We start from the raw sequence: 12,500 nt of genomic DNA on the forward strand, positions 1-12,500 counted from the left end.
TCTCGAAGCGCCTGCCGGGTCAACCCGACAAGCCGCTACTGATTCTTAGATAAAACTGCGCCACTGTCTAGGCATCTACAATAAATTAATGTTACTTCCCGCGAATTATGCGCAACAAACCACCAAATCAGCGACGAGAGTACCAATTAACTTGACACGCCGCACAGTTGGAAAACACGTCACTTTGCTGCCATTCCGGTACCAACAGACTGCTGGCGGTCGGCAACCAGCGCGAGTTCAGGCAGATCTGCAATATGCAACGTGGAGGTCGGGAAGGCACAGGACGCTCCTCGCGCCTCGATGATCTCGAGAATCTTCAACAACACATCCTGTTTGATTTCGTGGTAACGCACCCAATTCGTGGTTTTGGTAAAGGTGTAAATAAAGAAATCCAGTGACGACGGCGCAAACGAATTGAAATTGACGATCAGTGTTTGGTTGGCATCGATTTCCGGATGCTGCTGCAACATTGCACGCACATCGTTGACGATCGGCGCCATCAAATGCGCATCGTCATAGCGGATGCCGACAGTTTCATAGATACGGCGATTTAGCATACGCGAAGGGTTTTCCACCGAAATCTGTGTAAACACGCCATTGGGAATATAGAGCGGACGCTTGTCGAAAGTTCTGATCCGGGTCAGGCGCCAGCCGATATCTTCCACCGTGCCCTCAATTTCCTTGTCCGGAGATCGCACCCAATCCCCCACCTTGAATGGGCGATCCAGGTAGATCATCAGACCACCGAAAAAATTGGCCAGCAAATCCTTGGCCGCAAAACCGATAGCGAGACCGCCGATACCACCAAATGCCAATACCCCACTGATGCTGTAGCCGAAATGCTGCATCACCACCATAGCGGCGGTAATAATGATCGAGGCACGTATCAGCTTACCCATGGCGCGCACAGTTGTGGCATCCATGGGTTTCCCCATAAAGCGCGGATCGGCGAGATTCTGCTCCACCGCCTTGGCAAACCGCAGTGCGAACCAGGTGATCAGGACAATAAAGCCGACCTCACGCACGGTGGTGGCAATAGAAAAGATTTCCGCCCCGGTAGCCTTGCCCGCACGGGCCGCCGCCAGAGAGAGTCCCACCAACCATACCAACAGGGAAGCGGGCGGATTAATGGCGCCACACAGGGCGTCGTCCCAGGGATTGACGGTGCGCTCGGCGCGGACCTGTAAGCGGCTTACAAACAGTGATAACAGCCAGGCCGCAAACGCCGTTGCCAGTACAAGCAGGAAAACTTCGGCAATCCAGAGACGATCATCCCCCACCAGGGAGCGCAAAAATGCTTTGGCAGACTCCACAAATCACTCCATAAAAAACAATATATTTCCGCGCACTCAGCAGACCGCATCCCGGGCAATCCACAATGCAACAATATCTGGCGCAACCTCAGCCAAGGCTGCCGGGTATTTTGCCGATTTACATCCAGGAGGCCAGCCATTTCCGCGTCGCGTGCCAGCGTGATTGCTGCTGCAGCTCATCCCAGTCTTTGATTACCGGACGCCCACGCATACGCTCCAAGCGCCTGCTGGAGGCAGGATCTGGCACAAACCCCTCTAGCGCCTGCAGCACTTCAATCGCGCCCTGACGGTTGTTACACACGACGCCCATATCGCAGCCTGCCTGCATGGCAGCGCGGATACGATCGCCGTAACCACCCGCAGCGCCCGCCCCTTCCATGGTCAGGTCATCACTGAAAATAACCCCATCGAATCCCAGCCGCGCGCGCAGAATATCCTGGAGCCAGAAACGGGAGAATCCCACGGGGTTTTCATCCACCTCGGCAAAACGGATATGTGCCGGCATCACCGCCTGCAATTCACCGGCACGGATGCATTCCTCAAATGGTTTGCAGTCTGCCGCCAACACCGCTTCGAGCGGGCGCCGGTCAACCGGCAATTCTTCGTGACTGTCTTCCAGCACCTGGCCGTGCCCCGGAAAATGCTTCCCTGTGGTGGCCATGCCCGCCTCGTGCATCCCCGCAATAAACGGACGGGCTTTTTCGGCGAGCGTTAACGGATCACGGGCGAAACTGCGGTCACCCACGATGCGGCAGAAATCATCGTCAGCATCCAGCACCGGCGCAAAGCTGAAATCCACACCGACTGCGAGTAATTCTGCTGCCAGCAGCCACCCAACATCCTGCAGCTGTTGTGTGCTGGCCTGGGCGCTCAAGGCTTGCATGGATGGGATGCGGGTAAATGAATCCCGAAAGCGCTGCACACGCCCACCCTCCTGGTCCACAGCCAGCAAGATTTCCGGACGCACACTGCGGATTTCCGCCACCAGCGCTTCCAGCTGCGGACGGTCAGTAAAGTTTCGAGCGAAGAAAATCAGTCCGCCCACTTGTGGGTGCCGCAACAGCTCGCGGTCTTCCGGAGTAAGCGTCGTGCCTTCCACATCGATCATTACCGGACCAATTTGCACTGACATGAATATATCGCTCCCTTTTCAAAACAGAACACTGGCGCTCAAAACAGAACACCGTCGCCCAAAACAGAGTGCCGTTGCCGGCCACTGAACCTATTCGTGAGCAGTAAGCATCGCGGCGGCTGCAGGGGCGAGTCTGGCGAGGGTTTCCTCCAGACTGCTCTCAGCGCCGAAATCTTCCCTCAGGATAGCTTCGATGGCATCAAAGCTCGAAAGCGAAAAGATGGTGGCGCCGAGCATAAAATAAAGGCGCCAGTAGAAGGTTACCGGGTCTACATGCGGTAATGCCTGGGCCAGCTGGCCGGCAATCTGGCGATAACTTTCGCCATAGCGCGAAACAATGAATCGGCGCAAATGGCCCTGTGACTGGGTATACGCCAGCCCCAGCAGGCGCATAAACCGCTTGGGGTCGCGCCCTTCTTTGGCGAGACCTGCCAGCGCCACCTGATAGAGGCTTTGCAGCAGGTCATCCAGCGCCAATGCTTCACCGTCGGCCGTCCCGTCCTGAACCTGTTTCTCCAAGGCTTTCCTACGACTCAGCTCCCGATCCAGATTCTCCGTAAATGGCGTAAGGAACCGTTCAAAAACTGCCTGAATCAGTTCTTTTTTCGAACCAAAGTGGTAATTCACCGCCGCCAAATTGACCCCTGCGGTACTGGTGATGGTGCGCAGCGATGTTTCAGTAAACCCCCGCTCCGCGAACAACACTTCCGCGGCGTCGAGAATGCGATTGACGGTATCCAGCTGACTCATGCCAATTCAAACCAACAATTAAAACGATTGTTTAAACCCTGAGACTAGCACAGTCGGCACCGAATGGAACACTCGGGTTTGAAGGCCAGCGCGAGATCATACGGGGAAGTTAGGGATGGGCAGGCGGGCACACTAGATTGGGTACAGAGATACTAAATCTGTGCCGGGGGGCAATGCTCCACAAACCATAGAGAAAGGAGGACAGCACCATGGCCAGAATTGCTCCGGAAATAGGCAGCTGGTTTGAAAATTTCGAAAGTGGCGACGTGTTTGAGGTCGTCGCTGTAGACCAGCCCTCCCGCACCATAGAAATTCAATATGAAGACGGTTCTCTGGATGAGATCGACTTCCAAAGCTGGCCTCGCTTGCCACTTGTTGGCGCCGCAGCACCGGAAGATGCCAATGCCGGCTATGGCTCATCGGCGGAAGAGATGCAGGATGAGGAAGATGCGGGATTCAGGAGCCCGGTATTTTCTCCGGCACAGAGCGCTATCGACAAACTCGAAGGCGAAAGCTTCCCGGGCAATGACGACGGATACTAGCGATGGCCCTGCCCCATTCAGGCAAAACCATTCAAAGGCTTGCCTTGGCGCTGCTACGGGTGGCCGTCAAGGCACGCGTCACCCGTTGTGCTCGCGAATATAATCAATAATGATCTCCGCAGCCTCTTCCACGGTATCGACGAGTTTAAACAAATCCAGATCACCGGCGTCGATGCACGCCCGCTCAAGTACCGTCTCCATCATCCAATCAATCAAACCCGCCCAGTAACGCTTACCAACTAAGACTATCGGGAACCGCTTTACCTTCTGGGTTTGCACCAATGTCAGCGCTTCGAACAGCTCATCCAAAGTGCCGTATCCGCCCGGCAGCGCGATAAACCCGACGGCGTGTTTAACAAACATGAATTTACGCACAAAGAAGTATCGGAAATGCAGACCGATATCCAGGTAGGGATTTGGTACCTGTTCAAAGGGGAGCTCGATATTGAGCCCGATTGACGATCCCGCGTGAGGAAATGCACCCCGGTTACACGCTTCCATTAGTCCGGGCCCACCGCCAGTAAGTACAGGAATACCTTCCGTGGACAGCAACTCTCCCAGGCGCATCGCTTCCTGATACTCTGGGGAATTCTCATGAAAGCGTGCACTGCCGAAAACCGTGACAGCGCCTTTCAATGTAATCAAGCGCTCAATGCCATCAACCAGTTCCGACTGTATGCGCAGCACCCGCCACGCTTCCGGCATTTTTGCATCCAGCATATGCCTTCTCCTTATCGCTATTACTACTTATTTTTCCGGAGTTCTGTGCTGTGGCGGTTGCGGCAGTAATCCTTTTCACATCCGCAGACCACAAAAATCCCGGGACACATCAAGTCTAGCAGTCGTAATGCGCCGCCCTGAGAAGATTGCGTGGATGTCAGATCTGTATATAATCACAGCAACTGTATAAAAATACAGACAACAGGAAGGCGCCCATGACAAATCTCACTGCCCGCCAGGCTCAGGTACTGGAGCTCATCAAATCTTACCTGGACGAAACCGGCTATCCGCCCACCAGGGCCGAAATCGCCCAGGAACTCGGCTTTCGTTCACCTAACGCCGCGGAAGAGCACCTCAAAGCGCTAGCGCGTAAAGGAGCCATTGAAATGGTGGCCGGTGCCTCCCGTGGCATTCGAATCCCAGGCCACCAAGCCGGGCTACCGATTGTCGGCCGCGTCGCGGCAGGCAATCCCATCCTGGCTGAGGAAAACATTGAGGAATACTGCGAAATCCCCGCGGAATTCTTCCATCCACCCGCGGATTACCTGCTGCGAGTACACGGCATGAGCATGAAAAATGCCGGTATTCTGGATGGCGACCTGATCGCAGTACAGCGTACCGACAATATTCGCAACGGCCAGATAGTGGTGGCGCGGATCGAGGATGAAGTGACAGTGAAGAGATTCAAACGCCGCGGTAATCAGGCAATGATTCAGCTGCTACCGGAAAATGAAGATTTTGAGGTCATCCAGGTGGATATGCGGGACAAAAACTTTGCCATTGAAGGATTGGCGGTTGGTGTGATTCGCCAGAACACCAACTGATTTTCACTGGAAAATCACTGCCTTAATAACGAAAACAGGGCCCATTGGGCCCTGTTTTCGTTTGTGCAAGCTGTCTCAGTGGATGGCTGTATCAGTGGATGGTGTGCTCGGTGACGTCCACCTCTTCGTCCTCAAAGGGCTCCGGCTCCAGCGAGCCGATTTCCTGAACCGCTTCTATCCCCGCCTCCAGCATGGCTCGGGCAACGGCAATTTTGTGCTCCTGCAAAAAATGCAGGCTTTCAGCGGAAAAATGAATACGCACCAACGGGTCCTCTTTGTGACCAGCGCGTCGCAGCGCTACATCACCATTGGACAACTCGATGATTTCGTAGGTCTCGGAAGACATTCACTTCTCCAGTTACAGCGTGATTTGCGGGCAGTGTAACACAGGGGGAGACAATTGATCAGTGCGCCGCGCCTACCACTCCTGCCCCTGTGCTCGCTGGCGCTGCACCAGTTCAGAAAGCGCACGGTGCCACTCTCGTAAACTCTGCGCATCGAGCTGGGAGCTCCCAGAGCCTGAACTTACATCTACCTGCCGCACCGGGATCAGGGTTTGCACTGCGGCACCTGTGGCGGCGCTTTGCGCCCGAGTGGACGGTGCCTGGGGTGCGTGCCACAGGCACCGCCAGGCAGTGTCCATCTGCCGATACCAACTGTCGGGATTCTCCGCCAGGCTGACCAGCTCCGCAATTTCCGCACTGAACTTGCCGTTCTGTGCCACCAGCTGCTGCAGCTGGCCAGCCGACTCCGGCTCGCGTCCAGGTGCTACACCCAGCTGTAACTGATGGGCCTGCTCAGCCAGAAAAGCGCGATAGCCACGCCATAGTTGCAACAGCGCCCCCTCACCAAGAGCTGACTGACACAGCGGATCACCACTGCCCTCAGCCTCCAGCCGGTTTAACAACAGCTGGCATTTGCGCAATGCGGCGGCGACGAGTCCGGTGTAGGGATTGCTCAAGTTTTGGCCTTTTTGGAAGGAGCCTTTTTAGCTGGTGCCTTCTTGGTGGCCGCCTTCTTCGCCGGGGCTTTCTTCTTGGCCGGCGCTTCTACCTGCCATTTACCGTCATGATAGAACGCCTTCCACCCGGTCGCCTTGCCGTCCTCTTCGGTCTGTACGTACTGCTCCTGGGTCTTGCGACTAAAACGCACTACCGTATCCCTGCCTTCGTTGTCCTCTGTGGGCGCAGAGAACAGGAAGCTGTATTTGGGATCAATCTCATCCTTGTGAGGCAACAGTTCCTTGATCAACGGCGCGCGGGTTTCGCGGTTTTTGGGAAACTGGCTCGCTGCGAGGAACAGGCCCGAAGCGCCGTCGCGAAGAATATAGGTGTCATCCACCTTTTCACACGCCAACTCCGGCATTGGTACCGGATCCATTTTCGGCGGCGCAGGCTGACCATTTTTCAGCAGTTTGCGGGTGTTCTTACAACTCTCATTGGTACAACCGAAGTACTTACCGAAGCGGCCAGACTTCAGCTGCATATCGCTACCGCACTTATCGCACTCGATCAGCGGACCGTCATAGCCCTTGATTTTGAACGTGCCCTTTTCCACTTCGAAACCGCTGCAATCCGGGTTGTTGCCACAAATATGCAGCTTGCGCTGTTCGTCCAACAGGTAGCTGTCCATGGCGGTACCGCACTTCGTACAACGGCGCTTATCGCGCAGCTGTCGGGTTTCCGCCTCTTCGTCCTTATCTGCATCAATCGCTTCTTCACCTGACACCAGGTTCATGGTGTTGGTGCAGCGCTCTTTCGGCGGCAGCGCATACCCGGAGCACCCCAGAAACACACCGGTGGAACCGGTACGAATCTGCATGTGGCGACCGCACTGACTGCATTCAATATCAGTATCCGTAGGCGTATTGCGGCGCATGCCGCCTTCTTTATCCTGAGCGACTTCCAGGCGATTGCTAAAGTCGGAATAGAAGTCGTCCAGCAGGTCCTTCCAGCCCCGTTTCCCTTCCGCGACCGCATCCAGGGACTCCTCCAGGTTGGCAGTAAAGCCGTAGTCCATCAGGTTCTGGAAACTTTCGCTCAAACGGTCAGTAACGATATCGCCCATTTTTTCCGCATAGAAACGACGATTTTCCAAGCGTACGTAACCGCGATCCTGAATGGTCGAAATAATGGATGCGTAGGTAGATGGGCGACCAATACCGCGCTTTTCCAACTCTTTAACCAGTGCCGCCTCACTGAAGCGGGCCGGCGGTTTGGTGAAGTGCTGCTTGGGATCGAGCTTCTTGAGCTCGAGAGTTTCCCCCACCTTGATATCCGGCAGCACCAGATCTTCGTCTTTTTTACTCTGTGCCGGTGCGACTCTCAAAAAGCCGTCAAAACGGATTACGCGTCCGCGGGTGCGCAGCTCAAAATCCCCGGCGTTCACCACGATAGAGGTGGAGGTAAACTGGGCTGGCGTCATCTGACAGGCGACAAATTGCTGCCAGATCAGGGTATACAGACGCTCAGCATCCCGCTCCATGCCAGAGAGCATGTTTGGCTTCACTCGCACATCCGAGGGACGGATAGCCTCGTGCGCCTCTTGCGCGCCCTCTTTGCTGCTATAGCGGTTGGGATTTTCCGGCAAATACTTATCGCCGTAATTTTCGCCGATATATTCCCGCACCGAAGCGACCGCTTCCGCACTCAGATTGGTGGAGTCAGTACGCATGTAAGTGATGTAACCAGCCTCATACAAGCGCTGGGCCATCATCATGGTTTTCTTGACGCTAAAGCTGAGACGATTGCTCGCGGCCTGCTGTAGGGTCGACGTGATATAGGGCGCGCCAGGCTTGGAACTGGTGGGCTTGTCATCGCGGGCCGCGACCTGGAAGCTGCTCGCCTGCAGCGCCTTGAAGGCCGCCATGGCCTGCTCTTCATTGGTCGGGCGGAAGTTTTCACCGCTCTGCTTCTTTACTTCGAGACGCAGTGAGTCCGACTTGGCGGTTTGCGTATCCGCAAACAGAGTCCAGTACTCTTCTGGTATGAAGGCGCGAATTTCACGCTCCCGCTCCACCACAAGGCGCACGGCAACCGATTGCACACGACCAGCGGACAGACCGCGAGCGACCTTTTCCCACAGCAGAGGCGAGACCATATATCCGACAATACGGTCGAGAAAGCGTCGCGCCTGTTGCGCATTGACGCGGTCGATATCCAGGGGGCCCGGATCTTTAAAAGCCTCCTGAATCGCGCTCTTGGTGATTTCGTTAAACACCACACGACGGAACCGCCCTTCATCGCCACCGATGGACTCACGCAAATGCCAGGCAATTGCCTCCCCCTCGCGATCCAAGTCCGTTGCGAGATAGACATGGTCGGCGCTGGCGGCAAGTTTGCGCAATTCATCGACCACCTTTTCCTTGCCAGGAAGAATTTCGTAGTGGGCTTCCCAGTTGTGGTCCGGATCAATGCCCATACGCTTGATCAGCTGTTCGCGACCTTTCTGGCGCTTGTAGACCTCTTTATCTTCCGGGGACAGCTTGCGGGTTTCCGCAGCGCGCCGGGCGCGCTCCTTGGCGTCCACCGGCTGTTTACTGGAGGCACCGGTGGGGAGATCCCGGATATGACCAATACTGGACTTCACCACAAAGTCCTTTCCGAGATATTTGTTAATGGTTTTTGCCTTGGCCGGTGACTCGACGATGACCAGTGATTTACCCATAAGCCTTTGATTTTTAATAGAAAATTTACTGCCTTCGCACCTGCGGCGACAGCCTTGAACAGCGGTGCGCTGCGCGAATATATATGCTTCGCCCCCGGTGCGGTCAAGCAAACAGGTCAAATTCATGACCAATTAGCCCCTTGAACGAGTACTTGTGACCGAGGATTCAATTGTTGGTTCGGCACCCTTGCTGCGCAGCGAACACATGTTGCTGAGCTGCGGAATCGGGCAAGTTCACTGGCACCACAACCGCTTGAAACAGTAGACCAGATCCGGCATCCAGCCAGCCCTTCGCGGACCTTAGTTTATTGCCCATCGCCCCCGGGAGTGCCAGGCTGATACTGGCGTATCGCCTCTTCGATCAATGGCCGCTGGGATTCAAGTACTGCCTGAATAGCCGCCAGGCCGGCATTCCCACTGCGTTCACCCCACTGTATTCCGAGCCCGGCATCCGCGGCGTACACTCCCGTAGCGTCGGCTGGGAGCGCCGCTATCAGCTCTTTCAGCGGTGCCAGTGCCGGCTCGGGGGCCGCCCTCCCTTTGCGCCAGTCCCAAACACCCTCGAAGTGCATTTCGTGGCTCATCCGCTGCAGTTCCAGGGCCCATCCGGTCTGTAGCCTGCGCGGATTTCGCCAGTGGGAAAAATAGGTAGCGGCGCTGCCGGTTCCCTGTGACGCTGGCAGAGGCTGCATCTGCACTTTGAGACCGGATGTAGCCGCTCGCTGGCGCAAATCGGCCAGTTTTCGGTCCCGGCTGCTGGGCTTCATCCACATAACCGGACCTATCACCAGAGCCACGGCAAACACGATGACAATGAGCGGTAACCAACTGGACATGACACCCGTTCCTCTTGCTTCTTTTAATTACTCACGCTGGAGAAGATAGGTTTCTAGCGCGACACTTTTTCTCTATTCGCTATCAAATAGCCTATGCCTGGTTACTATGCGAGCACTTGTGCAAGCACTTCAGGGCGCAGCGCCGTCACAATGTCTGGCCGGCGCGCATTTTCCACTCCCGAGCGGCACTTGTGTCAAGACCGTTTTTTTAAAGTAGACTCACTCTGGTATCACGCATAAACCGCAATCGCGAGGACATAATGGCAGGCTATAACAACATTCTGGTTGGACTGGACCTTTCTGAAGAATCCTCTCAGGTACTGGAGCGCGCGGCACAGATTGCCGCAGACAGCGGTGCTCAGATGAGCCTCGCCCACATCATCGAGCCACTGACGTTTGCCTATGGCGGCGATATTCCCATGGATCTGTCAGAAGTCCAGGAACAGTTGCAAACACAGGCCAAAGAACAACTTCGCAAGGCCGCTGCCAGCCTGAACATTCCCCCTGAGCGCCAGCATGTGGTGCTCGGCCAGCCCGCAACGGAAATTCATCGACTCGCGGAAGAAGCCGGCTGTGATCTCATTGTCATCGGCAGTCATGGGCGCCACGGACTCGCGCTGCTGCTGGGATCCACCGCAAATGGCGTCCTTCACGGCGCAGGATGTGATGTGTTGGCGGTCAGGGTGCAACCGGCAAACCAGTAACCACGGCATAGCCCCGGCCACTCTGTAACCGCTGGTTTGCCCCAGACTGTCGCCAGCGAGGGGCAAATTCCGGCTCGCTTACATGCTGTCCAGTTCAGCCCAGCGCTCAAACGCCACTTCCAGCGCCTGCTGTAGATCGGCCAGTTTTTGTAGCTTTTCCTGCACCAGCGTATTGTCCTGCTGGTAAAAGTCCGGCTGTGCCATCGCCTGTTCCAGCTCGGCGATCTCACCTTCCAGTGATTCGATCTGACCTGGCAGAGCATCCAGCTCACGCTGCAATTTATAGCTGAGCTTTTTACTTTTGGGTGGTGTTGAGCCTTGGGTTTCCGGGGAGTCCGCGGCCTTGTCCGCGCCGGTATCAACGCCGCTACCCGCCGCCTTGTCCTGCTCCCGTTTACGCGACTGCAGTTGCTCCTCCGCACTGAGGAATCGCCCGCCCTGGCGCACAAAATCCTGGTAGCCTCCCACGTATTCCCGCACCACGCCATCGCCTTCAAAGGCGAGACAGCTGTCGACCACATTGTCGAGAAATGCCCGGTCGTGGCTCACCAGCAGCACCGTGCCGGGGAAATCCAGCAGTAACTGCTCAAGCAATTCCAGAGTTTCCACATCCAGATCGTTGGTGGGCTCGTCCAGCACCAGAATATTGGCGGGCTGGCTGAACAGTTTGGCCAGCAGCGCACGATTGCGCTCACCGCCACTCAAAGCTCCGACCTTGGTCCGCGCTTTCACTCCGGTAAACAGGAAGTCGCTTAGATAACCCATCACATGGCGACTACTGCCCCCGACCTGGATGGTTTCCCGCCCTTCGGCGATATTGTCCACCACACTCAATTCCGGGTTCAGGACATCGCGCCTTTGATCAAAGTAGGCCACCTGCTGCTTGGTACCCAGGCGGATACTGCCAGATTGCGGTTGGAGCTCATCCAACAGCAAGCGGATCAGGGTACTCTTGCCTGCGCCGTTGGGGCCGATCAGACCCACTTTGTCACCGCGCATCAGGGTGAAATCCAGATTGTCGATCAGTGGTCGCATCGCGCCACCTTCACTATCCGGGAAACCAAAGGTCACACCTTGCAATTCCGCCACCAGCTTGCCGGAACGCTCACCCGAATCCAGCGACATACGCGCAACGCCCTGGCGTTCACGGCGGGCCTGGCGCTCACGCCGCAACCCTTGTAACGCCCTCACTCGCCCCTCATTACGAGTGCGTCTGGCCTTGATTCCCTGTCGAATCCAGGCCTCTTCCTGCGCCAGCTTTTTGTCGAACAAGGCGTCGTTACGCGCCTCCTCCTCAAGCACCTTTTCCTTCTCCTGCTGGTAGCGATCAAAGGTACAGTTGAACACTCGCAAGACACCGCGATCCAGATCCCACACAGTGGTGGCCAGGCGCTGCGCCAGTGCGCGGTCATGGCTCACAAACAGCAGTGCACCACGAAAGCTGCCCAGAAAGCTCTCGAGCCATTCCACCGCAGCAATGTCCAGGTGGTTGGTCGGTTCATCGAGAATCAGCAAGTCCGGCTCGGTAACCAGTGCACGGGCCAACGCCGCGCGGCGCTGCCAGCCACCGGAGAGATCCGCCACCCTCGCTTCACTGTCCAGATCCAGTCGATCCAGTACACTGTCAATGCGCGCCAGCAGCTCCCAGCCATGGACCTGCTCAATCTTCGCTTGCAAGTCGGGATTCAGGTTGTCGCGGTACTCCGCCAGCCAGGCACCTACCGCACCCAGCCCTTCGGCCACATAGCGGTACACCGTGTCCGTGCAGCCTTCCGGCAGGGCCTGTTCGAGGGTGGCGAATACGGCACCACTCTGACGAACAATCTCCCCCTCGTCTGGATCCCCCCCGCCACCGATCAGCCTCAACAGGCTGGACTTGCCCTCACCGTTGCGGCCCACCAGGCAAATCCGGTCTCCCCGCTCGATTTTGGCGCTGACATGATCCGCCAGTACCTGCACGCCATAGCGCAAACAAACGCCATCCAACTGAAGCAACATAATTAACAACTACAA

The 12,500-nt window shown here is 56.3% G+C and carries 12 protein-coding genes; 3 read left to right on the forward strand and 9 right to left on the reverse strand.

Going from position 1 to position 12,500, the window contains the following annotated elements; genetic code table 11:
• Window positions 1-179: 179 nt before the first annotated feature.
• From PVT68_RS02910 to PVT68_RS02920, 3 genes are all read right to left on the reverse strand, one after another.
• Window positions 180-1,313, reverse strand: coding sequence for a mechanosensitive ion channel family protein (locus PVT68_RS02910; protein WP_280321100.1), 1,134 nt, complete (start codon window positions 1,311-1,313; stop codon window positions 180-182).
• A 118-nt stretch (window positions 1,314-1,431) separates the two neighbouring features.
• Window positions 1,432-2,445 carry a beta-N-acetylhexosaminidase gene (nagZ, locus tag PVT68_RS02915; RefSeq protein WP_280321101.1) on the reverse strand — a complete coding sequence of 338 codons (1,014 nt, stop codon included), beginning with the start codon at window positions 2,443-2,445 and terminating at the stop codon, window positions 1,432-1,434.
• A 90-nt stretch (window positions 2,446-2,535) separates the two neighbouring features.
• Window positions 2,536-3,195, reverse strand: coding sequence for a TetR/AcrR family transcriptional regulator (locus tag PVT68_RS02920; protein WP_280321102.1), 660 nt, complete (start codon window positions 3,193-3,195; stop codon window positions 2,536-2,538).
• 209 nt (window positions 3,196-3,404) lie between these two features.
• Between PVT68_RS02920 and PVT68_RS02925 the strand changes: the two genes are divergently transcribed.
• Window positions 3,405-3,737, forward strand: a complete 333-nt coding sequence (locus PVT68_RS02925) for a DUF6763 family protein (protein ID WP_280321103.1) — start codon at window positions 3,405-3,407, stop codon at window positions 3,735-3,737.
• A gap of 78 nt (window positions 3,738-3,815) precedes the next feature.
• Here the strand turns inward: PVT68_RS02925 and PVT68_RS02930 are convergent, their stop codons facing one another.
• Window positions 3,816-4,457 carry an LOG family protein gene (locus tag PVT68_RS02930; protein WP_280321104.1) on the reverse strand — a complete coding sequence of 214 codons (642 nt, stop codon included), beginning with the start codon at window positions 4,455-4,457 and terminating at the stop codon, window positions 3,816-3,818.
• A 215-nt stretch (window positions 4,458-4,672) separates the two neighbouring features.
• Here PVT68_RS02930 and lexA point away from each other — a divergent pair, with 215 nt between their 5' ends.
• Entirely contained in the window at window positions 4,673-5,281 is a 609-nt protein-coding gene (lexA, locus tag PVT68_RS02935) for a transcriptional repressor LexA (RefSeq protein WP_280321105.1), read from the forward strand.
• Window positions 5,282-5,372: 91 nt separating this feature from the next.
• Here the strand turns inward: lexA and PVT68_RS02940 are convergent, their stop codons facing one another.
• The 4 genes from PVT68_RS02940 to PVT68_RS02955 all read right to left on the reverse strand — a co-directional run bounded on the left by PVT68_RS02940 (window position 5,373) and on the right by PVT68_RS02955 (window position 9,783).
• A complete protein-coding gene (locus PVT68_RS02940) occupies window positions 5,373-5,627 on the reverse strand; it encodes a hypothetical protein (RefSeq protein WP_280321106.1) in 255 nt (84 codons plus the stop codon).
• A 72-nt stretch (window positions 5,628-5,699) separates the two neighbouring features.
• A complete protein-coding gene (locus PVT68_RS02945; RefSeq protein ID WP_280321108.1) occupies window positions 5,700-6,242 on the reverse strand; it encodes a DUF6586 family protein in 543 nt (180 codons plus the stop codon).
• Complete coding sequence (gene topA / locus PVT68_RS02950) at window positions 6,239-8,947, reverse strand: type I DNA topoisomerase (protein WP_280321109.1); 2,709 nt, start codon at window positions 8,945-8,947, stop codon at window positions 6,239-6,241. Before topA ends, PVT68_RS02945 begins: the two co-directional genes overlap by 4 nt.
• A 305-nt stretch (window positions 8,948-9,252) precedes the next feature.
• The gene (locus PVT68_RS02955; protein WP_280321111.1) at window positions 9,253-9,783 is read right to left on the reverse strand and encodes a hypothetical protein; all 531 of its coding nucleotides are present in this window, start codon (window positions 9,781-9,783) and stop codon (window positions 9,253-9,255) included.
• Window positions 9,784-10,043: 260 nt separating this feature from the next.
• Here PVT68_RS02955 and PVT68_RS02960 point away from each other — a divergent pair, with 260 nt between their 5' ends.
• Complete coding sequence (locus PVT68_RS02960; RefSeq protein ID WP_280321112.1) at window positions 10,044-10,487, forward strand: universal stress protein; 444 nt, start codon at window positions 10,044-10,046, stop codon at window positions 10,485-10,487.
• A gap of 78 nt (window positions 10,488-10,565) precedes the next feature.
• On the opposite strand, the gene PVT68_RS02965 is transcribed toward PVT68_RS02960, so the two are convergent.
• Complete coding sequence (locus tag PVT68_RS02965) at window positions 10,566-12,485, reverse strand: ATP-binding cassette domain-containing protein (RefSeq protein ID WP_280321113.1); 1,920 nt, start codon at window positions 12,483-12,485, stop codon at window positions 10,566-10,568.
• Between the last annotated feature and the right edge of the window lie 15 nt (window positions 12,486-12,500).

The organism is Microbulbifer bruguierae, from assembly GCF_029869925.1.
Lineage (GTDB): Bacteria > Pseudomonadota > Gammaproteobacteria > Pseudomonadales > Cellvibrionaceae > Microbulbifer > Microbulbifer bruguierae.